Annotated in this window: 23 protein-coding genes, 1 tRNA gene and 1 pseudogene; 15 read left to right on the forward strand and 10 right to left on the reverse strand. The window is 70.6% G+C overall.

From position 1 onward, the window contains the following. Positions 1-21: 21 nt before the first annotated feature. Entirely contained in the window at positions 22-1,719 is a 1,698-nt protein-coding gene (locus RJT50_RS02470; protein ID WP_313693778.1) for a histidine kinase N-terminal 7TM domain-containing protein, read from the reverse strand. A 394-nt stretch (positions 1,720-2,113) separates the two neighbouring features. Between RJT50_RS02470 and RJT50_RS02475 the strand changes: the two genes are divergently transcribed. Beyond that, the gene (locus RJT50_RS02475) at positions 2,114-2,377 is read left to right on the forward strand and encodes a type II toxin-antitoxin system HicB family antitoxin (RefSeq protein ID WP_313693781.1); all 264 of its coding nucleotides are present in this window, start codon (positions 2,114-2,116) and stop codon (positions 2,375-2,377) included. Further along, positions 2,378-2,596 carry a type II toxin-antitoxin system HicA family toxin gene (locus RJT50_RS02480; RefSeq protein WP_313693784.1) on the forward strand — a complete coding sequence of 73 codons (219 nt, stop codon included), beginning with the start codon at positions 2,378-2,380 and terminating at the stop codon, positions 2,594-2,596. A 272-nt stretch (positions 2,597-2,868) separates the two neighbouring features. Here the strand turns inward: RJT50_RS02480 and RJT50_RS02485 are convergent. From RJT50_RS02485 to gnd, 5 genes are all read right to left on the reverse strand, one after another. Next, positions 2,869-2,941: transfer RNA gene (locus RJT50_RS02485), tRNA-Arg, on the reverse strand. Between the two features lie 48 nt (positions 2,942-2,989). Further along, complete coding sequence (locus RJT50_RS02490; RefSeq protein WP_313695901.1) at positions 2,990-4,525, reverse strand: MATE family efflux transporter; 1,536 nt, start codon at positions 4,523-4,525, stop codon at positions 2,990-2,992. Positions 4,526-5,177: 652 nt separating this feature from the next. Further along, positions 5,178-5,759 carry a 2Fe-2S iron-sulfur cluster-binding protein gene (locus RJT50_RS02495; protein ID WP_313693787.1) on the reverse strand — a complete coding sequence of 194 codons (582 nt, stop codon included), beginning with the start codon at positions 5,757-5,759 and terminating at the stop codon, positions 5,178-5,180. A gap of 72 nt (positions 5,760-5,831) precedes the next feature. Beyond that, on the reverse strand, positions 5,832-6,416 hold the full coding sequence (locus tag RJT50_RS02500; protein WP_313693790.1) for a hypothetical protein: 585 nt from the start codon (positions 6,414-6,416) through the stop codon (positions 5,832-5,834). 116 nt (positions 6,417-6,532) lie between these two features. Then, positions 6,533-7,447 (reverse strand): phosphogluconate dehydrogenase (NAD(+)-dependent, decarboxylating), encoded by a 915-nt coding sequence (gnd, locus tag RJT50_RS02505; protein WP_313693793.1) that lies wholly within the window; start codon positions 7,445-7,447, stop codon positions 6,533-6,535. A 128-nt stretch (positions 7,448-7,575) separates the two neighbouring features. Here gnd and RJT50_RS02510 point away from each other — a divergent pair, with 128 nt between their 5' ends. Continuing rightward, the gene (locus RJT50_RS02510) at positions 7,576-8,709 is read left to right on the forward strand and encodes an aminopeptidase (protein ID WP_313693795.1); all 1,134 of its coding nucleotides are present in this window, start codon (positions 7,576-7,578) and stop codon (positions 8,707-8,709) included. A 210-nt stretch (positions 8,710-8,919) separates the two neighbouring features. On the opposite strand, the gene RJT50_RS02515 is transcribed toward RJT50_RS02510, so the two are convergent. After that, entirely contained in the window at positions 8,920-9,621 is a 702-nt protein-coding gene (locus tag RJT50_RS02515; protein ID WP_313695902.1) for a lipoate--protein ligase family protein, read from the reverse strand. Positions 9,622-9,676: 55 nt separating this feature from the next. Here RJT50_RS02515 and RJT50_RS02520 point away from each other — a divergent pair, with 55 nt between their 5' ends. The 4 genes and pseudogenes from RJT50_RS02520 (at position 9,677) to RJT50_RS02535 (ending at position 12,351) form a co-directional block, all read left to right on the forward strand. Further along, a complete protein-coding gene (locus RJT50_RS02520; RefSeq protein WP_313693797.1) occupies positions 9,677-10,615 on the forward strand; it encodes a DUF8155 domain-containing protein in 939 nt (312 codons plus the stop codon). 92 nt (positions 10,616-10,707) lie between these two features. Next, positions 10,708-11,097, forward strand: a pseudogene (locus RJT50_RS02525) (30S ribosomal protein S6e); the annotation flags it as partial. A gap of 237 nt (positions 11,098-11,334) precedes the next feature. After that, complete coding sequence (locus RJT50_RS02530; RefSeq protein ID WP_313693799.1) at positions 11,335-11,769, forward strand: DUF7112 family protein; 435 nt, start codon at positions 11,335-11,337, stop codon at positions 11,767-11,769. Between the two features lie 135 nt (positions 11,770-11,904). Beyond that, positions 11,905-12,351 carry a universal stress protein gene (locus RJT50_RS02535; protein WP_313693802.1) on the forward strand — a complete coding sequence of 149 codons (447 nt, stop codon included), beginning with the start codon at positions 11,905-11,907 and terminating at the stop codon, positions 12,349-12,351. Positions 12,352-12,634: 283 nt separating this feature from the next. Here the strand turns inward: RJT50_RS02535 and RJT50_RS02540 are convergent, their stop codons facing one another. The 3 genes from RJT50_RS02540 to RJT50_RS02550 all read right to left on the reverse strand — a co-directional run bounded on the left by RJT50_RS02540 (position 12,635) and on the right by RJT50_RS02550 (position 14,040). After that, positions 12,635-13,015: a hypothetical protein gene (locus RJT50_RS02540; RefSeq protein ID WP_313693803.1), complete on the reverse strand. Its 381-nt coding sequence runs from the start codon at positions 13,013-13,015 to the stop codon at positions 12,635-12,637. Positions 13,016-13,111: 96 nt separating this feature from the next. Beyond that, positions 13,112-13,675, reverse strand: coding sequence for a GNAT family N-acetyltransferase (locus tag RJT50_RS02545; RefSeq protein WP_313693804.1), 564 nt, complete (start codon positions 13,673-13,675; stop codon positions 13,112-13,114). Beyond that, entirely contained in the window at positions 13,672-14,040 is a 369-nt protein-coding gene (locus RJT50_RS02550) for a universal stress protein (RefSeq protein WP_313693806.1), read from the reverse strand. Before RJT50_RS02550 ends, RJT50_RS02545 begins: the two co-directional genes overlap by 4 nt. A gap of 158 nt (positions 14,041-14,198) precedes the next feature. Here RJT50_RS02550 and RJT50_RS02555 point away from each other — a divergent pair, with 158 nt between their 5' ends. The 8 genes from RJT50_RS02555 (at position 14,199) to RJT50_RS02590 (ending at position 20,650) form a co-directional block, all read left to right on the forward strand. Beyond that, positions 14,199-15,074 carry a DUF5806 family protein gene (locus RJT50_RS02555; protein ID WP_313693807.1) on the forward strand — a complete coding sequence of 292 codons (876 nt, stop codon included), beginning with the start codon at positions 14,199-14,201 and terminating at the stop codon, positions 15,072-15,074. A gap of 262 nt (positions 15,075-15,336) precedes the next feature. Next, positions 15,337-15,897 (forward strand): GNAT family N-acetyltransferase, encoded by a 561-nt coding sequence (locus tag RJT50_RS02560; RefSeq protein WP_313693809.1) that lies wholly within the window; start codon positions 15,337-15,339, stop codon positions 15,895-15,897. A 175-nt stretch (positions 15,898-16,072) separates the two neighbouring features. Next, positions 16,073-17,560, forward strand: a complete 1,488-nt coding sequence (locus RJT50_RS02565) for a sulfatase (protein WP_313693810.1) — start codon at positions 16,073-16,075, stop codon at positions 17,558-17,560. Between the two features lie 4 nt (positions 17,561-17,564). After that, the gene (locus tag RJT50_RS02570; protein WP_313693812.1) at positions 17,565-17,984 is read left to right on the forward strand and encodes a GtrA family protein; all 420 of its coding nucleotides are present in this window, start codon (positions 17,565-17,567) and stop codon (positions 17,982-17,984) included. 606 nt (positions 17,985-18,590) lie between these two features. Further along, the gene (locus RJT50_RS02575) at positions 18,591-19,124 is read left to right on the forward strand and encodes a DUF5810 domain-containing protein (RefSeq protein WP_313693813.1); all 534 of its coding nucleotides are present in this window, start codon (positions 18,591-18,593) and stop codon (positions 19,122-19,124) included. A gap of 23 nt (positions 19,125-19,147) precedes the next feature. Further along, positions 19,148-19,636 carry a DUF5809 family protein gene (locus RJT50_RS02580; protein WP_313693814.1) on the forward strand — a complete coding sequence of 163 codons (489 nt, stop codon included), beginning with the start codon at positions 19,148-19,150 and terminating at the stop codon, positions 19,634-19,636. Positions 19,637-19,667: 31 nt separating this feature from the next. Next, positions 19,668-20,051: a hypothetical protein gene (locus RJT50_RS02585; RefSeq protein WP_313693816.1), complete on the forward strand. Its 384-nt coding sequence runs from the start codon at positions 19,668-19,670 to the stop codon at positions 20,049-20,051. After that, the gene (locus RJT50_RS02590; RefSeq protein WP_313693817.1) at positions 20,048-20,650 is read left to right on the forward strand and encodes an NUDIX hydrolase; all 603 of its coding nucleotides are present in this window, start codon (positions 20,048-20,050) and stop codon (positions 20,648-20,650) included. The genes RJT50_RS02585 and RJT50_RS02590 overlap by 4 nt, the downstream gene beginning before the upstream one ends. The last annotated feature ends 143 nt before the right edge of the window (positions 20,651-20,793 follow it).

The following is a 20,793-nucleotide window of genomic DNA, read 5'->3' on the forward strand; positions in this document are numbered from 1 at the left end:
CGACGTCGGCGAGCGGGCGTCTCACCGATCCCGGTCGCCGTCCGGCGGGTCCGCCCGCGGCAGGTCGATGGCGATGACGCTCCCGTCCCCACCGTCGGTGTCCACCGAGAGCTCGCCGTCCGACGCCTCGACGACCCACTGGACGAGCCACAGCCCCAGCCCGCTGCCGTGTTCCAGGGACGTCTCCCGCTCGCGCTCGATCACGGCGACCTCGGCGGCCGGGATGCCCGGGCCGTCGTCGGCGACGGTGATCCGAACCGTCTCCGCGCGCGGCTCGACGGTCAGCCGGACCGACGCGTCGGCCGCGGGGTTGTGCGTGATCGCGTTCTCCCCGACGCTCTCTACCGCCACCGAGAGCTGGTCGTACCCGACGGCGGTCGCCCACGCGGCGTCCGGCGCGTCGACGTGAACCGACGCCTCAGGGTGGGTTTCCCCGAGGCTGTCCGCCGTCTCCCTCACGATCGCCGCGACGTTCACGACCTCGTCCCCGGTCCGCTCGGAGCCGATGGTCCGCTGGACGTGGCGGGCCTTCTCGCTGATCTGGAGGATGCGGTCGGCGGCCCTGTCGATCGTCTCGACGTGTTCGCGCCGGTCGCCGTCGAGTTCGCCAAGCAGTAGCTCGCTGTGGCCGGCCACGACCGTGAGTTCGTTGCGGATGTTGTGCCGGAGCACCCGGTTCACGACCGAGAGCCGCTGTTCGTGATCCCGGAGGATCTGGAGCGTGGTGACGTCACGCAACAGGACGAGGCGGCCCACCAGCTCGTCCCGGAAGTCCGTGAGCGGCGTCTCGGACACCTCGTAGGTCGTCGACCGGCCGTCGCCATCGAGGGACACGACGTCGCGGTCGATGTCGTCGGACCGGCCGATCACGGTGTCGGCGACTGGTCGCCCCTCGACGTCCTCGCCGAGCGCGCGCCGGGCCGCCGGGTTGGCGTCGACGATCCGGTCGGCGGCGTCGAGGACGAGGATGCCGTCGGTCATGTCCTCGATGAGCGTCTCGCGGGCGACCGGCGAGAGCCCGAGCATCCGGAAGCGGAACAGCGCGAGCGCGAAGCAGACGCCCGAAACCGCGAACGCGAACGGCGTCAGGTCGAGGTTCGTGATGGGGTTCAGCCCCGGGACGACGTGAAACAGGGTGTTCACCCCGATGGCCACGGTCGCGCCCAGGAGGATGAGGACGCTCTGCCGGCGGTACAGCCGGCTCGCGCGGACGATCACGCCGACGAACAGGGCGGTCCCGACGAGAAACAGGAGGTACGAGTAGGCGACGTTCGCCCAGTAGGCGGGCCCGAAGACGAGTTCCGGCGTCGTGATCGGCCCGGTCGCGTCCAGCGACGCGCTCTGCCAGATGAGCCCGTGGGATCCGTTCGTCCACACCAGCAGCAGGACGACCGCCGGTTCGACGGCCAGCAGGCCGACGCGCCGCCGGGTGAGCCACTCCTCGTAGCCGGCGTACTCGACGGCCAGCAGCAGCCAGGCGGTCGGGGCGACCACCGAGCCGATCCACGCCACGCGGTCCCAGAACAGCATCGGTTCGAGCGCCGTGTAGCCCAGTTCGATCCCGTAGCCGAACGACCAGACCGAGAGGCCCATCAGGAAGACGGCGAAGGGGACGGCGGCGCGGTTCTCGCGTCGTCGCCAGGCGTACACGGCGAGCGCCAGCGTGACGACCCCGGCCGCGAACGTCGGCAGGAGGTACGGGGAGAACCGCCAGGCCATTTTCGAGTATGGGCCCGTGTGGCGGCATAAATGTGTGTCTCAGTTTGCGCGTCGTTGATACTCGGGCGGTCACCGATGGGGGTTTCTGTGGTGTGGTAAACTTGCCCCGGTCTCGGTGCCGTTGGATACACCGGATGCGTTCCCGTCCGTCGGGAGTGGCGGCGACCCGGTTTGGCTTGAGGGATGGCGCGAGGGACCAAGGTGGCGGTTAGATCGGGGCGGATTGACCTTGCGATTCTATGCACGATTCGGCGGGGCGCTGCTCGTCGAGATACATGGATCGCGTTCGGCGTATCATCCGTGCATGTTCCCGACGTTCCGACCTCTGAACCCCCATTCGCGGGGTTCCTCGGCGGCCGAACGCTTATGCGGCCCCGACGACTCGTTTTCGAACATGGCGAGCGCGACGCGCAACGGAGATGACCCGGACGGTGGTGTCGAGTTCATCCGAGAGGACGACGGGAGTATCACCGCGCGGGACCTCGAAACCGGCCTCGCACGCGGCGGCGACTCGCGGGCCGAGGCGCTCGCACAGTTGGCCGAAATCCTCGCACTCGAAGCGGGCGAGGGCGAACCAGTGACTGACGACGATATCCGGGAGATGGGGTTCGACCCGGACGCTGGCGACGACGAGGAACTGCCCGAGTTCATGCGGTAGATGGTCAGGTACACCTTTTCCGGTCGGGAAATCATCTCCGTCCTCCGAAGCTTCGGCTACGTGCCGAAATCGCGGCGTGGGAGTCACGTTCGCCTTCGGTACGAGAACCCGGACACGGGTGAGATTCGCAACGTCGACGTCCCGATGCACGACGAGATAAAAATCGGGACGCTCCGGTCCATCGCAGACCAGTGTGGAGCCGACGACTTCGAGGTCTAGTGTCGGTGGATCGACGAACACGCGTAGGGTTCTCGGTGGAGTTAATCGCGGGAGAACGGCGGACAGCTCGGCGACAGCTCCATCCCGTGCAGTTCGAATTGGGACCACGTTTGGCACCGGAACCGGGCAGACTGCGAGGAACTTGACCCACGCCGAGACGGTCACTCCCTTCGGTCGCGCTGCGACTCGTCTCCTTCGAATCCCTCTCGCAATCACGATTCGCCGGACTCGGCTCCTCGCTCCGCTCGTCGCGGTGAGTCCGGCAGAACTAGCGGGCGGCGAGGGATTCGAACCCCCGACCTTTTGGTTCGGAACCAAACGTTCTATCCACTGAACTAGCCGCCCTCACCGTCGACTTTCACACCTCGGAGGTTAAGGCTTCGGAAAGCCGCGCTACCCACCCGCGGCCGTCTCCCGGCCCTCGATGACCGTCTCCTTCCACGTGCCACGGGTGAACCACGCCGCCGCGGCGACCGCGCCGATGATCTGCCCGGCGGCCATGCCGATCCAGATGCCCTGCTCGGCGAAGCCGAACTGGAACGAGAGCAGGTAGACGATCGGCACCCGGCCGAGCCAGAGCGCGACCAGCGAGAACGCCAGCGCCGTCTTCGTGTTCCCGGCGCCGCGGTAGGCGCCGAGGACGACCTGGAGCACGCCGATGAACGCGAACTCGACCGCTCGGACGCGGATGTAGTCCGCGCCGTAGCCGATGGTCGCCGCCGCGGCGTCGGTGCCGGTGGCGATGAACACGCCGACGACGGGTTCGGCGAACAGGTACGCGACGATCGCCACGACGACCATCACCGCCGTCCCGACCTTCGCCGCGAGCCAGACCGCCCGCTCGGCGCGCCCCGGCTTCTCGGCTCCGAGGTTCTGCCCGACGATGGTGTTCGTCGCGCGACCCAGCCCCAGCGCCGGGAGGAACACCAGCGAGACGAGCCGGTTGCCCAGCCCGTAGGCCGCCACAACCTCCGGCGCGAACGTCGCGACCATCGCGGTCAGCGCGATCTGTCCCAGCGCGGCCGCCGACTGCTCCAGCGCGGAGGGGACGCCGATGGAGACGATCTTCCGGATGAACTCGAGCCGCGGCCGGAAGTCCGCCAGCGAGACGGTCGGCCCGGCGTCGGTGCCGAGCAGCACGTAGAGGCCGACGACCGTGGCGAGCCCGCGGGAGACGACCGTCGCCAGGGCGGCACCCTGCACGCCCGCGCCGGTGTAGTTCGTCGCCGCCAGGAGGCTCGCCTCCAGCCCGCGGACCCCCAGCATCCCGAACAGCGGGTTCGACTCGAAGCCGAAGATGAGGAACGGGTCGAGCGCGACGTTGACCGCGACCGAGAACGCCATCACCAGCATCGGGGCGCGGGTGTTGCCGTAGCCGCGCATCAGCGAGGAGAAGACGAAGAAGCCGAACAGGAACGGCATCCCGAGGAAGAACACCTCCATGTAGCCGCTGGCGGCGGGGATGACCTGGGTCGCCGTGGCCTCGTTGGCCGGGAGCAGCCCCAGCAGTTCGTCGGCGAGCAGGTACCCGAGAACGCCGACCACGACGGCGATGGCCCCGATGAACGAGAGCGTCTGGCCCGCGACCGTCCCGGCCGTCCCCCGGTAGTCGCCCTCGACGGGCGGGGCGTCCAGGTCGGAGTCGGCCGACGGGTCACCCTCGTCGGCAGCCTCCGCGTCCTCGACGGTCGCCGGGTCCGATTCGTCGCCGTCGGACCGCGAGCTCGCGCCGGTGTACTGGGCGACCAGCGTCGCGCCGGCGACGTTGAACCCGCCGCCGACGCTGATGAACAGGAAGATGAGCGGGAACGCGAGGCTCAACGCGGCGACGGCGTCGGTGGAGTAGCGCCCCAGCCAGAGCGTGTCGGCGAGGTTGTACGCGACCTGGAGGAGCTGCGTGACGACGATGGGCCACGCGAGCGCGAACATCGGGCGTGCGAGGGTCCCCTCGGTCAGGGACCCGCTTCCGGGGAGTCGACTCGACACTTTCGGTTCGTAGTATCCGCTCTCGGCGGGGGGTGTTGAACGATTCGGAACGGTTCCTGGATGGACCGTTCACCGATTTCGCCGCAGGGATCGGCTCGGTAAGCGCGACTGCTACCGTGGTGGCGATCGCGGAAGCCCCCGCGTTTCTCGGCTCGCGCGCCACGCGCTGGGCTCCTCGCGCTCGCTCCGCTCGCGCTGTGGTGCTTACGGTGTCGTGCTTCCCCGAGAAACGCGGCCCCTTCCATTTCCGCCCGTCGGTAATTCGGTCGAGCGACGCTCCGCTGGCTGACCGATGTGTGCCGTCGGTCGGTCAGCCGGCATCGGCGCGCGGCGGCCGCGCTCCGCGCGGCCGCTCGTGCGAGGCTCAAGCGAGCGCAGCGAGGGTGAGTTCCGAGGAGCGTGCTCCGAGGTAAAGACGAGGTCCCGACCGAAGGGAGGGGCATCGCCGGTTGGGGAGGGCGAGGCTGCGGTCGGGTAGGGCTTCGTGGATGGTCGCAGTCGCGACCCGGCTTCACTACCGATCTAGTCATCGCGGCTCGACCGCTACTGCGCGTTGTTGTGGACGAACACCGTCACTCGAAACTCTTCCTGAAAATCAGGGCGCTTCGCCCGTCTCGATCGTGAAGTCCGCGCGCGGGTAGGCGACGCACGTCAGCGTGTAGCCGTCGTCGAGTTCGGTCTCGTCCAGCATCTGCTGGTTGTCGTGGACGACGTAGTCCTCGGCGTTGCCGCCGTCGGTGATCTGTCCGGCACAGGAGACGCACTGGCCCTCCCGGCAGGCGTACGGGAGGTCCCAGCCCTCCTCCTCGCCCTGGTCGAGCACCGTCTCGTTGTTGGCGAGTTCGACCGTCGCACCCTCCTTGACGAACTCGACCTCGAAGTACTCCACCTCGTCCTCGGGGATGTCCGCCGGGCTGGACGACTCCTCGGCGGCCTCGTCGCCCTCCTCCAGTTCGCCCTCCTCGCCGGCCGGCACCGCGCCGGCGACGCCGCCGCCGCCGATGGCCCGATTTCCGGGCTCGGGGAAGTCCGTCTCCGGGACGGTGGAGGCGCGCTGCTCGAGCACCTCCTCGGAGATGTCCGCGGTCGGCTCCCAACCCGTCCCGCGGGCGAAGTGCAGGGCGACGAAGACTAGGACGAGGCCCGCGCCGAACCCGATTGCAACGGGGTCAACCATGGGCGCTGGTTGGGAGTGGGGGGTAACAAGGATTGTGATTGTCCACCGGTCGGGACGGCGGGACGGCTCGGACTACGTCGCGGCCCCGGACCCGTTCGCCCAGACCTGCCGGGGCTCGCCGTCGCCCGGGCGGAACCGACTGCACCCCGTTTCGAGCGGGCTGGTAACGCTCCCGGAACAGCCGGCGTACTCGCCGTTCTCCAGCCAGAGAACCCGCGTCCCGTGCGCGTCCGGCACCAGCCCCTCCGGGCTTCCACCACCGGGGGTGATCGTGACCCGGTACAGCACGCCGGTCTCGCAGGTCGCGTTCGCCGGCCCCTCGTGGTGGGAGTCGACGCGGACGCGGAACGTGCTGAGGTCCGCGCCCGGCGGCGACGTTCGCACGACGCGGGCCGAGAGGTTCGCGTCGACGCTCCCGGTTCGGACGAACGCGGTCTTCGTGTAGTTGCCCGCGTCGTAGGCGCTCCCTGCGCGAGTCGCCACCTGCTCGGCACAGCCGGCTTCGAGGCGGTCGAACGACGTGACGCGCATCTCCGACGGGCCGGTGTGATCGGAAAAGCCCGGCAGGGCGTTCACCGACGGGCCGAGGAGGAGACCGATCGCGAGTCCGGCGAGGGCGGCGACGGCGACCCGTCGCCACGACGGGCTGGGGACCATGTCGACCCGTTCCGCCGCCCGCCGGAAAGTCGTGGTGTTCCGCTCGTCCCGGGTGCGCGTGGGCGGCTCCGCGTCGCGCCGGAACGCGAAACCGGGACGCTCCGCGGTGTCGAGGACTACTCGCCGTCGCGCCGCGGCACCTCGTGCCGACCGAAGCCGTACCGGAGCCGGTTCGACAGCCGTCGCGAGAACCGGCCGTCGTCGGCCCGCGACCCGAACCGTTCGGAGAGCGCCTGGTAGATGAGCGGCAGCGGCACCTCCTGTTCGAGCGCCTCCTGCACCGTCCAGGTCCCGGTGGAGCCGCCCTCCACGCGGTCGGCCACGTCGCCGAGGTCGCTCCCCTCCTCGCGGAACGCCTCCTCGCAGAGCTCGAGCAGCCACGATCGGATGACCGCGCCGTTGTTCCACGTCCGCGCGACCGCCTCGAGGTCGAGGTCGTACCGGCCCTCGTGGAGCAGTTCGAACCCCTCGCCGTAGGCTGCCATCAGCGCGTACTCGACGCCGTTGTGGACCATCTTCACGTAGTGGCCCGCCCCCGACCCGCCCATCCGGTCGTGACCTGCCGGGCCGGTGGCGACGGCGTCGAACACCGGCGCCAGTTCATCGTAGGCCCACTCGGGGCCGCCGACCATCAGCGAGAACCCCGCCTCGGCGCTCGCCGGGCCGCCGGAGGTGCCACAGTCGAGGTACGCGGCGTCGGTCGACTCCGCCCGGCGCGTCGAGTCCCGGAAGTGGGAGTTGCCGCCGTCGACGACGACGTCCGCCGCGTCGAGATGCGGGTCGAGTTCATCGAGGGTCGCGTCCACCGCGTCGCCCGCGGGGACCATGAGCCAGATTCGCTTCCCGTCCCCGCCAGTGGCGAGCCGCTCCGCGAGGTCCGCGACCGAGTCGGCGGGGGTCGCGCCCGCCTCCGCCGCCGCGGCGGTCGCCTCCGCGTCGAGGTCGAACGCGACCACGTCGTGGCCGGCCGCGAGGCTCCGGTCCACCACGATCCGCCCCATCCGTCCGAGGCCGATGACGCCCAGTTCCATACGGTCGCGTCGGCCACGTGGGGGGTAGGCGTTGCGGTTCCCCCGGAGCCGGCCGTCGCGGTTCGGATCCGCCCCCGATTCGAGCGCGAACCGTCGGGGCTTTGGCCGCCGGAACCGCCAGTGACCGCATGGACGAGCGAGTCAGGGAGCACGCGAAGGTACTGGTCGACTGGAGCGCACGCGTCGAGGCGGGCGACCGGGTCGTGGTGGACGTCGCGGAGGACGCCCACGACCTCGCGGTCGCCGTCGCTGAGAAGCTCGGCGAGCGCGGCGCGACGCTGTTGACCACCTACGGGAGCGACGAAGTGTCGCGGGCGTTCCTCCGGGCTCACGACGGCGAGTTCGCCGAGAACGACCCGAAGCTGGCGATGCTCGAGGCCGCCGACGTCTACCTCCGCCTCGGCGGCGGGCGCAACACGACCGCGACCGCCGACGTCCCGACCGAACGCCGCCGCGCCGCGAAGCAGGCGAACAAGCGCGTCCGCGAAGCCCGGATGGACACCGACTGGGTGAGCACGGTCCACCCGACGCGCTCGCTCGCCCAGGGGGCCGGCATGGCCTACGAGGAGTACCAGCAGTTCGTCTACGACGCCGTCCTGCGCGACTGGGAGTCGCTCGCAGACGAGATGGCGAAGGTGAAGGACGTGCTCGATGAGGGGAGCGAGGTCCGCATCGAGACGGATCGAACGGACCGAGACGGCGGCCGGGGACCGTCTCGGCGCACCGACCTGACCATGAGCATCGAGAACCGGACGGCCGTCAACTCGGCCACGTCTGTCGCGTACGACTCGCACAACCTCCCCTCGGGCGAGGTGTTCACGGCCCCCTATGCGACCGAGGGCGAGGTGTTCTTCGACGTGCCGATGACCATCGACGCGACCCGCGTGGAGGACGTGTGGCTGGCGTTCGAGGGCGGCGAGGTCGTCGACTTCGACGCCGAACGGGGCGAGGAGGCCATCGCGGGCGTGCTCGACACCGACGAGGGTGCCCGCCGGCTGGGGGAACTCGGCATCGGGATGAACCGCGGCATCGACCGCTTCACCGACTCCATCCTGTTCGACGAGAAGATGGGCGACACGATTCATCTGGCCGTTGGTCGGGCCTACGACTCCTGCCTGCCGGAGGGCGAGTCGGGCAACGACTCGGCGGTCCACGTCGACATGATCACCGACGTGAGCGAGGACTCGCGGTTGCTGGTGGATGGCGAGGTCGTCCAGCGAGACGGGACGTTCCGCTGGGAGGACGGCTTTTCTTCCGCGTAATCGGGGTTCTGATCGGTTTCTGGTCGGTTCCTCGTGCGGCCGAGTTCGGGTTCGGGGTCCCGGTCGTGACCTCGGTCCCTCTCCTCGCACTCGGCTTCTCCGGGTTCCCGTCGCCGTGGCGTCGTTCCCGACGGCCCTCCCCCCGCTCGATCGGCCGTGCGGTCGAAGCAAGGACATCGCTCCTACCGCGGCGGGTACCCGGAGTCACGCTCAGTCCTCGGTGAGCAGGTCGCTCGCGTCAAGCCGAACCGGCTCCTCGTCCCCGAGGAAGGCGGATTCGAGCGCGTCGCGCACGGCGTCGGGGTCCGCGGGGCCGGCGGCGGCGGCGACCGAGCCGACCGATCGGGGGTCGAAGGGGACGGCCAAGGCGTCGTACACCGGGGCCAGGACGTCGCGGAGTTCGTCGCGCCCGGCGACGGTGACACAGCCCGAGACCAGCGCCGCGTCCTGCCGGACCCGCTGTGCGATGCCGGCGATCTTGCCGCCGTCTGCGACCCGGACCGAGTGGTCGCCGGGGCAGTAGGAGTCGCGCGGCTCGCCGGGTTCCGCGTCGGCGCCGATTCCACGGAGGGCGTCGACGATGGTTTCGACCGCCGCGTCGTAGCGCTCGTCCATCCCCCGGCGCATGTCGGCGAGCGGGACGGCGTGGGCGAACGCGAGCGTCGAGTCGGCGTACGCGACCGCCCGGCCGCCGACCGAGCGCTCGGTCGGGGGAAACCCCCTGTCCTCGGCCGCTCGCCTCGCCTCGTCGTACCCCTCGGCGCGGGCGTCGCGGCGGCCGAACGCGACCTGTCGGCCGGGCGTCCAGACCCGGAGCGCCGGCTCCCCGGAGTCGGCCGTCCCGGCGAGCATGGCGGCCGTCGCGGCCCGGTCGCGCTCCCGCGTCGGGAGGGGTCCACGGTACACCCGAATCACGCCCGCCGGTCGGAGTCGCGTCGCCTAAGCGCTTCCGCCACGGAGACGGGGTATGGACGAGACCGGGGGGACGGAGCCGGTTCCGCTTCCGGCCCACTTGATCGAGCGCTACCCCCGCTTTTCGCTGTACAACTCGCCGTACCCGGCCCACGACCACGGGCACGCGATCGACCTCTACCCCGACGATGATGCGGGCCGTTCGGGCGTCTCGCCCGTCGCCGGCGAGGTCCTCGACGTCAGGACGGTCGGCTGTCCGGACCGCCCGTACGCGGTCGACACCGACCACCTGATCGTCGTCGACGCCGGCGAGCACCTGGCGCGGATCCTCCACGTCGACCCCGCGGTCGAACCCGGAGACTCCGTCGCCGTCGGCGACTCGCTCGGGGAGATGGTTCGCTCGGGCTTCTTCGGCCGCTGGGTCGACAACCACGTCCACCTGGAGTTCCGCGGGCACGACAGGAACCCGTACCGGGCGTCCGGGTCGCTCCCGCTGGACGTCGACGTGCCGGTCGCAGCGCTCGACTGGGACGGGACCGGAACCGTCGTCGAAACCGGCGACAGCTACGCGCTGCTGGACGCGCCCGGCGGCCGGGTGGACGGCTACGCCGCCGTCGGTTCGGACGCGGGAGTCCCGCTGGACGGCGGACTGGCCCACTACGGCGCCGGCGGACGGTTCGGGCCGGCGCCGGGGTCGTCACAGTTGGCGGCGATGTCGTCACCGTCGGCGTCGGCGGGAGCCACGGACGCCACGGTGGTCGAACTGCTCGGCGAACCGGTCGGCATCGTGGACGGGCGGGACGTCGCGTGGGGCGACGTGACGGTGCTGGCGAACGGCGACCCCATCACGGGGCTGTCGCTGTTCGCCTCCCGGGACGACGGGTTCGGCGTCAAACTCGTGACGCGGCCGGGGGCGGGCGACCCGCAGTTCGGGGTGGGCGAGGACGTCCGCGTCTCGACGGTGTCGACCGACGAGCCGGTTCGGCTGGATTGAGCCGCGACGGGCAGCGTGGCGGACTCTCCCGGAGTACCCCGCGGACCTCGCTTTCGACGCTCTTTTCTCTAACCGACGAGTTCGTTCCCGTAATGGCTGAATTCAAGGTCGTCGTGGGCGACTCCGCCGGCGACACGCAGCAGTTCGACGTGGACGGACAGGACGCGAACCGGTTCCTCGGGCTCGACATCGGCGACGAGGTCGACGCCGGCGTCGTCGACGCCGAGGGGATGACGCTCGAACTGACCGGCGGCTCGGACACGGCCGGGCGGCCGATGCGCGAGGACGTGCCCGGCGCGAACCTGAAGGAGCTCCTCCTGGAGGGCGGCGTCGGCTACGAGCCGTCCCGCGACGGCGAGCGCAAGCGCGTCACCGTCCGCGGCCGCGAGGTCTCCGAGGAGACGGTCCAGATCAACGCCCGGCTCGTCGACGGTACGTTCGAGGGCGGCGCGGAGGAGGCCGAGGCGGAGACGGAAGACGCCGGGGCGGTCGAGGCGGACGAGGAAGCCGAGGCGGACGAAGCGGAAGCCGAGGAGGCCGAAGCGGAAGCCGAGGAGACCGACGAGGAAGCGACCGAGGACGCCGAGTCCGGGGAGGAGACGGCCGAGACGGAGGAGGCGGACGAGTCGGATGCCGACGTCGAAGACGACGACGAAGCGGAGGCGGCCGACGACGAGGACGGCGGCGAGGACGACGAGGAGTAGCTCCCTTCCCGCTCCATGTCCGACAGCATCGCCAGCGACGCGGACGCGGTTACCACCTATCGGGCCCACCTCACGCGCTCGGGCGGAACCCGGCTTCCCTGCCTCCGGGTCCCCGAGGACGCCGCGGTCGAGGCCGGGGACGAGATCCGACTCGTCATCGACGGCGAGTCCTGCCACGCCCGGGTCGAGAGCGACGCCCGGGGTCGGCTGCTTCGGGGCGCGTACGACAACCGGCGGCTGGCCCGGAACCCCGGCGAGGGCGAGAACCGCCTCGTCGAGTGGTGTCGCGAGCACGGCCGCGAGGCCGACGACGCGGTCGACGTCGACGAGGTGGATCCCGGCTACCTGTACGGCGTACGGGTGCCCGGCGAGCGCACCGTCTACGAGATGACCGGTCGGCCGGACGAGGGGCTGCGGGACATCGCCGATTCGCTGCTCGGGGACGAGTAGCACGGCGACGCCGCTCGGTCGAGCGCCGCGAGGTCCGGCGGCCGTACCGGGACACCGCCCGAAACGGCCCGATGATGGGGTTCGAACACGACGAAGAGGGCAACACCTTTCACGAATTCCGCCACAGTACCCGCCATGAGCCTGACCGTCGAACGCGTCCTGGCCCCGGTGGACGGGAGCGACGAGTCCCTGGAGGCCGTCGAGTACGCCGTCGCGGTCGCCGAGCGCTACGACGCAGCGGTCCACGCGGTGTACGTGCTCGGCGAGGAGGTCGTCCGGGCCATCGAGACCGACGCGATCGACGAGGCCGAGGTCGCCGAGGACACCGAGGTGTTCACCGAGAGCGTCGAGCTGGTGGCCCGGGACCACGGCGTCCCCGTCTCGAGCTCCATCGCCTACGGCTTCTCGACGAACCGGAAGTCGCGCCACCCGGGCAGCGTCATCCTCGACACCGCCGAGGAGATCTCCGCGGACTTCCTCGTCATCCCGCGCGAACCGCTCACGGGCGAACCGGGCGAGGTGCTGGAGAAGGCCGCCGAGTACGTGCTGTTGTACGCGAGCCAGCCGGTGCTGTCGGTCTGAGCCGCTGTCATCCCCCGATTCGTCGGTGGTCGCCGAATCGACCGATCACTCGTCGTTCCCGGTCCAGGAGAGCACGTGAGAGAACAGCCCGGCTCCCTTCCCGGAGCGCTGTCCCTTCGAGAGCGCTTCATCGCGTTCGTCGTCTCTCATCACGTCCCGACGTAGGTCGGTCTCGGTTAAAAATCACGGCGAGTGCGGTCGACAGGAGTCCGAGAACGAGGAACGCCTGACACGCCGAGAGGAGACGGCTGTTCCGCTCGGTCACCGAGTGGTTCTCCTCGATCTAGAACCCCGTCGTGTGGAGGTGGTCCTCGTTCCACGGCCGACCGTGGAAACCGTTCCGAATCAGCTGTTCGACGTAGGTACCCGTCGGCCCGAGAACGAGGTCCCGTGACTCCGAGTACGTGATGAGGCCGGCGACGATGGAGACGAACAGCGCCCCGCCACCGACGACGAGCAGTTCCCGGTGGAACAGCGACCCGTCGCTGACGTTCCACGCGGTCAGAACGGCCCCGACGAGGAGCGCGGTCAGGCGGACGGTCCGCATCGCCTTCTCGTCGATGTCCGAGACGATCCGTCGCTGGGAGTTGAGCACCTCACGGACCTCCCGATACGTTACCGCCTCCCGACGTTCCGGCCACGCGAGCTCCGGGTCGTCCGACATGGGGGGAGTGGTCCCGTCTCCCCCGATAGAGGTTACCGCCCTCGACGTGGCGTTCCAGTGGGCTGGAAAACGGCTTCTCCAGGCTGTCTCTCGCCGCTATCCGTCCCCACGGGGAGTTCCCAACCACGCCGTCATCTCCAGTTCGAACGACTCGGCGTCGCTCGTCTCGAAGCCGACCTTCTCGTACAGCGAGACGGCCGGACGGTTCCAGCGCTCGACGGTGAGCCACACCCGCTCGACGCCGTTTTCGGCGCCGTGGCCGAGCAGCCCCTCGATGAGTCTGGTGCCGATGCCCGCGCCCTGATACGCCTGGAGGACGAAGATCGCCAGTTCGTACACTTCGTCGTCGTCAGGGACGAGCGTGGCGTGGCCGGCCGCCCGGTCGCCGTCCCAGGCGATGACGTTGAACCCGCCGCCGCCGAGGATGCTGTCGAGCCAGTCGCGGATCGCCGACTCCCGGCTCGGCGGGATGCCCTGCGCGCGGTCGGCCGGGTCGAACGCGTCGTACATCTCGACGAGCGCCGCGAGTTCCTCCTCGCTGCGGTCGGCGTCGGCGTGGAACGGCCGGACCTCGATCTCGCGCCCCTCGCCGTCCGAGAACGAGAACGGCGGTTCGGCGAACGGGCCCGCCGGCTCGTCGGGGTAGGTTCGGTCGCTCATCGGACGAGGGTCACCGAAACGTGGGAGTTCAGGAGCACGAACTGTGCGATCTGGCCGAGGTTGATCTTCCCCATCGGGCTGGTCTGTCCGCCGCCGAGCGCGATGTGGTCGAACCCCTCCGACTCGGCGATGTCCACCAGCCGGCTCCCCGCGTCGCCCTCGACGCGCCGCACCGTGGCGTCGAGGTCCGCATCGCCGAGGAGGTCCCGGACGCGCGATTCGACGTCCGCCAGCGAGGCGTCCGACTCGGGGTTCTCCACGACCGCCACGGTGAGGTCGTCGCCCGCCTCCCGCGTGCGCTCGACGGTCCGTTCGAGCGCCGTGAGCGAGTCGCCGCTCCCGCCGATTCCGAGGAGCACCTTCATGGCCGAGGGGTCGGAAGCGCCGGCCAAAAGCGTGCCGCCACGGTCGACGGCGAGCGGATGCCGGGACGGGCGATCCGAGGGTTTGGGCCACCGTTCCTGTCGGCCGGGCGTCAGACGCGCGGGAACGGGTTTTTACCAGCGGGCCGGATAGGGCCGGTATGGCCGATAACGCCGGGCAGGGGCGGGGACGACCGCCCGAAGGGGAGGGTGACGGGGTCGAGGGCGACCGTGCCGGGGACGCCGACGGCCGGGACGCGTCCGGGACCGAGCGCAGGGAGGACGTGGCTGGCGAGGAGACGGCCGCCGGGGATGAGGCCGTCGGCGAGGGGACCGCCGGTGCCGACGGCGCGGGGGCGACCGAGGACGAGGCCGTTCCGGGAGACGAGCCGATTTCCGGGGACGAGGTGGCTCCGGGCGACGAACCAGCGCCCGGCGAGGACCCGGCCGCCGGCGACGACGCTGCCAGGGAGTCGCCGCCGGGGTCGGTGCCGGGGCCGGACGTCGACGCCGACGTGCCCGCGGACGTGCGGAAGTACGACCGCTTCCAGAAGATGGAGCGGGCCGAGTACGACCGCGTCAACGAGTTCCTGCGGGACCGCACCTACGTCACGGCCCGCGAGTGGGCCATCGCGCGCCTCTGTGCGGACTTCCGGACGGAGACGGGCGTCGAGATGACGAAGATCGGCGAGAACCTCCCGCGGCTGGTGCCGTTCATGACCGACACGTACACCCCGCAGGCGGTGAACCAGGCGCGGGCATCCTTCGAGGAGAAGGTGAACAAGGCCGGCGCGACGTTCCTCTACGGGGCGATGTGCGGCTTCTTCACCGCCGAACAGCTCGACGACATGATGTACGAGGTGACGGAAGTCGCCAAGTTCCTGCTGGAGGTCGAGGGCGTCGACCTCGCCGTCGAGGACGAACTGGAGGCCGAGGACCGCATCTCGACGGTGATGCGGGAGGTGCGGCAGGCGAGCGCGGAGGTGCGCGGCGAGGAGGTCAAGTGTCCCGAGTGCGGGCACGTTCACGAGTCCTGAACTGCTTTCCTGGCGACTGAACGGGGCTATTTTCCGCGGGATCCGAGTGTGCTGCTCGACGTGCGCCTGCGATGACCGCCTCGAAAGCCCCCGCGGCGCTCGACTCCCCCGCACCACGCGGTTGGTCGAGCAGATGCGGTCGGTGCGGGCCGTTCACGCGAGCGAACCGAACGCGACGAGCGTCCGACTCCACGCCGAACGCCGACCCAAACCGACCGGAACGGCCGCTGTTCTTATCCCTCGCTCCGCCGTACACGGACCAATGACGACGTCGCGCCGCGCGTTGCCCGACGACGCCGACGGAGCGGCGAGCGGGGCGGCCGCGGACGTCGAGATCAGGCCGGCGACGCGGGCCGACCTGCTCGACGTGTTCCGCATCGAGAAGGCCGTCTTCGACCAGCCATGGCCGTTCGCCGCGTTCGAGAAGGCGCTGAACGCGCCGGCGTTCCTCGTCGCCGACGGGCGCGACGCGGCGGTGTCGGTCGGCGCCGACGGCGTCGCCGCGGGCGACACGCTCGGCTACGTCATCGGCGACGTGACGCCGAACCACGGGCGCGACATCGGCCACGTCAAGGACATCGCCGTGCGCCCCGACGCGCAGGAGCTCGGGCTCGGCCGGCGGCTGCTGCGCGAGTCGCTGCGGGAACTGACGGCGGCCGGCGCGGCGGTGGTGAAACTGGAGGTGCGCGAGTCGAACCATCGCGCCCAGCAACTGTACGCCGACGAGGGGTTCGAGCCGGCCAGGCGGATCCCGCGCTACTACGCCGACGGCGAACCGGCGTTCGTGATGGCGCTCGACCTGGAGGGGTGGGCCCGCCGGTGAGTCGCGCGACCGGTCGCGTCCGCTCGGCCCGACCCCCGTTCGACGCGTGCAAGACGATGCAAAACACTTAGCCGTCTCGACCAGAATCCCCCGTGAGTAACCCGAACACGCGCCACGAAGCACGGGGGAACGGCCGGCAGGGCCGGGCGGGTGCGAGCACGGGAGCCTCACCGACATGACCGACACAACACCCGAGGTGGAGAACGTCCTCCTCGTCACGGTCGATTCGCTGCGAGCCGACGCGCTGGGCGGCGACCGCACGCCGGTCATCGACGACATCGCCGCCGACGGGACGACGTTCGAGAACGCCTTCGCGACGGGCAACTGGACCCCCTTTTCGTTCCCGGGCATCCTCGCCTCGCGGCCGGTGTTCGCCGAGGGGGCCGACATCGGCGTCCCGTCGACCCCGACGCTGGCGGAGGCGCTCTCGGAGGCCGGCGTCCACACCGGCGGTTTCAACGCCGCCAACGGCTTCCTCACCGAGCACTGGGGGTACGACCGCGGCTTCGACGCGTTCGACTCGTTCGTCGGCGACGCCTCCAGCCGGTACAGCCGGTATCTCGCCGCCCACCCGACCGTGCAGGGCTGGCTCCAGTTGCTCCGTTCGCCGTTCCGCCGCGCCGCCGCGAAGCTCAACCGTTCGGACGACGGCCGCCCCTTCGCGGACACCTCGCGCATGCTCGACGTCGAGCGGAACGCCATCTCGTTCATCGAGGAGACCGAGGGGCCGTTCTTCCTCTGGGTCCACTACATGGACCCGCACACGCCGTACGTCCCCGCGCCGCGCTACCTCCGGGCCGTCTCCTCGGACCGGGTCGGCACCGGCCGGATGCTCCGGGCACACGTCCGAACGGGGCTCGGTCGCGCCGTCGGCCCGCGGACGCTCGCGGACCTCCACACGCTGTATCACGGCGGCGTGCGGCAGGTCGACGACAGCGTCGGCAGACTGCGGGACGCGCTCGCCGGGGCCGGACGGGCCGACGACACGGCCATCGTCTTCGCGGGCGACCACGGCGAGGAGTTCCAGGAGCATGGCCACCTGGCCCACTACCCGAAGCTGTACGACGAGCTGATCAACGTCCCGCTGGTCGTCGACGTGCCCGGCGCCGAGGGGCGGAGCCTCGAGCGCGCGGTCGGCCTCGACGCGATTCCGCCGACCGTCGCGTCGCTACTGGGCACCGACGCCCCCGACGCCTGGGAGGGCGAGGACCTGACGGGCGCCGTTCGGGACGGCGAGTCGACCCGGCCGGCCGGTGAGTCCGAGCCGGTCGTCTCGGTCGCCGTCCGCGGCGAGGAGGTGACCCAGCAGCCCATCCCGCGCTCGCTGGTCGAGGGCGACCTGCTCGTCTCGGCCAGGACCGCCGAGTGGGCGTACATCGAGAACACCGAGACCGGCGTCGCGGAGCTGTACGACCGCCGGAACGACCCCGACCAGGAGTGGGACCTGCTCGCCGAACCCGACGCGAACCGGCCCGCCGTCCTGACGACACTCCGGGAGACGGTCCGGGAGCACGCCGAGCGCATCGGCGGCGAGGGCTCCGAGGCCGCTCCGGATCGCGGCGACCACGGCCGCGAGGGCGACCGGACCGCGCCCGACGAGGAGGGCGAGGAGGGGATGGACTCGGCGATCGCCGACCGCCTGGACGCGCTCGGCTACCGCTGACCACATGGCGACACCCACAACGAGCACCGTCGACGGTGCCACGGTCGGCCGGATCGCCCGGTTCGCCACCGTGGGGGCCAGCGCGGCCGGCGTCCAGACCGGGCTGCTCTGGGCGTTCGTGGAGCACGGCGGCGTGAACTACCTCGTCGGCGCGGCGTTCGCCATCGAGATCACCATCCTGCTCCAGTACGTGCTCAACAACGCCTGGACGTTCAGCGCCTCCCGGCACACCGGCCGGGGCGAGTACCTCCGGGGGCTGCTCAGGACGAACCTGGTTCGCGGCTCCGCCATCCCGATCCAGCTCGGGCTGCTGGCGGCGTTCGTGAGCTGGGCCGGGGCCGGCTACATCGCGGCGAACCTCGGCGCGATCCTCATCAGCGGGACGTACCGCTACCTGCTCGACGCCAGGTGGACGTGGAAGTAGGCTGGGGGCATTTCGGTCCGTGGTTGTCAATTTCGGGGTTGGTTCGTTCACCGACTCCGGTTTTCTCCGTTTAGACGGTTACTACCTGGTTCGATCTCTCAGGCCGGTTGGTCGGTGAGGTAGACCACTACTGTTGGCGGTGATTGTAGCCACGGCCTCCCCAGCCGATTGCGATGCTCGCTCGCAGGCTCGCTGCGCTTCTCATCCCTCGCGCGCATCCGGCGCGGACGGAGCCGCGCCGGCACGCGCCGACCGCGGCCAACTCGACCAGGCCACGTGGTGCGCGGCGGCCGCCCCTCGTGGGCGACCGCTCGTGCGAGGGACGAGCACCGCAGGCCGAAGCTCTCGTGAGCGACGCAGGAGCGAACGAGAGCACGCGGGTCGAGCGAAGCGAGTCCCGCGAAGGCCGAGAAGCGCAGGAGGCTGGCGAGAGTGAGGTGCGGTGCCGTGCGGTGGGTGGGACTGAAAGGGGCCGCGGGGGCTTTCGAGGCGGTCACCACGAGAGGGAAACCAACGAACGAGTCCACAGATGAGGGAACTCGCCGAACACGACGAGCCAGAATCGAGACAAGAGGGGTTTTCCCGCCCCGCCCCACACGACCGAGCATGGGATACGCCTGCCCCGTCTGTGAGGTCCCCCAGCGGGACGGGGAACACCTCGCCAACCACCTCGCGTTCACCGCGATGCTCCGGGAGGACGACCACGAGGCCTGGCTCGACGAGCACGTCCCCGGCTGGGGCGAGGAGACGCCGGGCGAACTCGCCGAGCGCGTGACCGACCACGCCGAGGAAGCCGAGTTCGACGAGGTGTTCGAGGACACGACCGAGGGGGCGGGCTCACACGACCACCCGCACGGACACGACGGGGAGCACGATGGCGGGAGCCGCCCCGACGCGATGAACGGCCGGGAGGCTGGCGGGTTCGAGGGGATGGCCGAGGCAGTCACGGATGAGGCCGTCGAGTCGGTCATCCAGGACGCACAGGAACTGACCGAGGAGATGTACGGCTTCGACGAGGAGGAGTCCGAGGAAGCCGAGGAGGCGGGCGACAGCGGTGCCGATACCGGAGACGCCGGGGAAAACGGGCGCGATACCGGGAACGCTGACGAGGACGACGACCCCGAAGGGAACGACTCTTGATTCGCCCGGCCGCCTAGCCTGACATGGACACCGAGGGGACGCTGGCACCGGCGACGCCGGCCGAGGCGCGCGCGGAGTACGGATCGCTCGTGCCGGCCGCGAAGGTCGCCGTCCGCGAGGCGGCCAGGGCGATGGACTTCGACCGCGAGGAGTACCGCGACCGCGTCACCGGCGAGGTGATCGAGACCGTCCGGGACGCGCTGTTCGCGTCGCTGCTCCGGGTCCACGTCGGGACGGACGAGGAGTTCGACGAGTGGCTCGACGCGAACCCGGGGTACGGGTCGGACGTCGCCGGGAGCGAGAACGTCGAGCGCGTCGCCTGGCACCCGGTCCCGTTCGCGGGCGAGGGCGGCGTCGCCGTCGCCGCGACGTTTCAGGACGAGCGGGAGGCCGCGCTGGGGACGCTCCGCCGTCGAGCGTTCGGGGTGGTCTATCGGGAGCACGTCGCCGATTCAGACGACCACGACGACGCCGGCGTCGGCGACGACGAGGTCGACGACCCCGAGGCGTAATCGGTTTGCTGGGGGCCTCCCAAGCCGGGGTATGCGACCCATCGCGCGGAACGGACTCCTCCTCCTGGTCGGCGTCGTCCTGGCGCTGCTGGCGCTCGGGGCGCTCCCGCAGTTTCTCGCCGCGGGCGACCCGTACTACCTGACCGTCGAGGGGGCCGAGGACGGCCCGACGCTCGAGGTGGACAACTTCTCGGCCCGGCAGTACCCGTACCTGTTCGAGGCGCTTTCGAGCGACGACGGCCGGTCGTCGGCGTACCGGCGCGGACCGTGGGGCCTGAAGGAGCCGTTTACCAACTCGCCGTTCGACGAGTTGCAGTCGCTCCTGGAGTTCGCGCCCGAGGGCGCGGCGACGGCCGAGGCCGCGTTCGTCGAGTACGAGGGGACCAGATACCGCGTGGCGGTGGTGCAGCCATGACCGACGGAACGGAGGAGGGTGCGGACGACGCGCCGGCGTTCGACGACGGTCGGCGACACGACTGGCCCGGCGAGCCCGAGTGGCCGGTCGTGGAGAGCGCGGTCGAGTACGAGACCGGCTGGGTGACCGCGGGCTACGATCTGGTCGAACAGCCGGACGGCACCCGGAAGCGCTACTACTGGGCGGAACTCCCGAGCGCGGTCGTGGTCGTCGCGCGGGCGGATGACCGGCTCCTGTTCGTCGAGCAGTACCGGCCGACGATCAGGCGGACGCAGCTCGAACTCCCGGCCGGCATCATCGAGGCGGGCGAGTCCGACACCGCCGCGGCCGAGCGCGAACTCCGGGAGGAGACGGGTTTCGCGGCGGGGAGTACGTCGCTGCTCCAGGAGGTCTGGTGCTGTACGGGGCTGTTGCGCCACCGCCGTGCGTTCGTGTTCGCCGAGGACCTGACGCCCGCCGAGCAGTCGCTCGACGAGAACGAGTTCCTGACGCCCCGGTCGGTGCCGGTCGAGGAGGCGATCGACCTGGTTCGTGGCGGCTCGACGAACGACGCGACCGTCGAGGGGCTGTTGCTCGCCGAGGTCGAGGGCCTGCTCTGAACGGTGCTGGTTCGCCGTCGGCGCCCTCGTCGTCGGGCACGGTACGTCCCTCTATCGGCTGATCGGTGACGCGGATCGCTGCTTCCGGCGGTGATCGGGCCACAGTGTCGTTTCGCTCGGAGCACCCTCCTCGGAACTCACCC

The organism is Halobaculum sp. XH14, assembly GCF_032116555.1.
Lineage (GTDB): Archaea > Halobacteriota > Halobacteria > Halobacteriales > Haloferacaceae > Halorarum > Halorarum halobium.

Coding starts and splice junctions, on each gene's coding strand:
- RJT50_RS02490 (WP_313695901.1), bottom strand. CDS start 4,525: ATGTTCGCGCTCGCGTGGCCCATCGTCGTCACGCAGCTCCTCCAGGTC.
- RJT50_RS02510 (WP_313693795.1), top strand. CDS start 7,576: ATGGACGAGCGAGTCAGGGAGCACGCGAAGGTACTGGTCGACTGGAGC.
- RJT50_RS02520 (WP_313693797.1), top strand. CDS start 9,677: ATGGACGAGACCGGGGGGACGGAGCCGGTTCCGCTTCCGGCCCACTTG.
- RJT50_RS02495 (WP_313693787.1), bottom strand. CDS start 5,759: ATGGTTGACCCCGTTGCAATCGGGTTCGGCGCGGGCCTCGTCCTAGTC.
- RJT50_RS02580 (WP_313693814.1), top strand. CDS start 19,148: ATGGACACCGAGGGGACGCTGGCACCGGCGACGCCGGCCGAGGCGCGC.
- RJT50_RS02480 (WP_313693784.1), top strand. CDS start 2,378: ATGGTCAGGTACACCTTTTCCGGTCGGGAAATCATCTCCGTCCTCCGA.
- RJT50_RS02540 (WP_313693803.1), bottom strand. CDS start 13,015: ATGTCGGACGACCCGGAGCTCGCGTGGCCGGAACGTCGGGAGGCGGTA.
- RJT50_RS02560 (WP_313693809.1), top strand. CDS start 15,337: ATGACGACGTCGCGCCGCGCGTTGCCCGACGACGCCGACGGAGCGGCG.
- RJT50_RS02530 (WP_313693799.1), top strand. CDS start 11,335: ATGTCCGACAGCATCGCCAGCGACGCGGACGCGGTTACCACCTATCGG.
- RJT50_RS02550 (WP_313693806.1), bottom strand. CDS start 14,040: ATGAAGGTGCTCCTCGGAATCGGCGGGAGCGGCGACTCGCTCACGGCG.
- RJT50_RS02555 (WP_313693807.1), top strand. CDS start 14,199: ATGGCCGATAACGCCGGGCAGGGGCGGGGACGACCGCCCGAAGGGGAG.
- gnd (WP_313693793.1), bottom strand. CDS start 7,447: ATGGAACTGGGCGTCATCGGCCTCGGACGGATGGGGCGGATCGTGGTG.
- RJT50_RS02470 (WP_313693778.1), bottom strand. CDS start 1,719: ATGGCCTGGCGGTTCTCCCCGTACCTCCTGCCGACGTTCGCGGCCGGG.
- RJT50_RS02570 (WP_313693812.1), top strand. CDS start 17,565: ATGGCGACACCCACAACGAGCACCGTCGACGGTGCCACGGTCGGCCGG.
- RJT50_RS02590 (WP_313693817.1), top strand. CDS start 20,048: ATGACCGACGGAACGGAGGAGGGTGCGGACGACGCGCCGGCGTTCGAC.
- RJT50_RS02575 (WP_313693813.1), top strand. CDS start 18,591: ATGGGATACGCCTGCCCCGTCTGTGAGGTCCCCCAGCGGGACGGGGAA.
- RJT50_RS02565 (WP_313693810.1), top strand. CDS start 16,073: ATGACCGACACAACACCCGAGGTGGAGAACGTCCTCCTCGTCACGGTC.
- RJT50_RS02535 (WP_313693802.1), top strand. CDS start 11,905: ATGAGCCTGACCGTCGAACGCGTCCTGGCCCCGGTGGACGGGAGCGAC.
- RJT50_RS02585 (WP_313693816.1), top strand. CDS start 19,668: ATGCGACCCATCGCGCGGAACGGACTCCTCCTCCTGGTCGGCGTCGTC.
- RJT50_RS02475 (WP_313693781.1), top strand. CDS start 2,114: ATGGCGAGCGCGACGCGCAACGGAGATGACCCGGACGGTGGTGTCGAG.
- RJT50_RS02500 (WP_313693790.1), bottom strand. CDS start 6,416: ATGGTCCCCAGCCCGTCGTGGCGACGGGTCGCCGTCGCCGCCCTCGCC.
- RJT50_RS02545 (WP_313693804.1), bottom strand. CDS start 13,675: ATGAGCGACCGAACCTACCCCGACGAGCCGGCGGGCCCGTTCGCCGAA.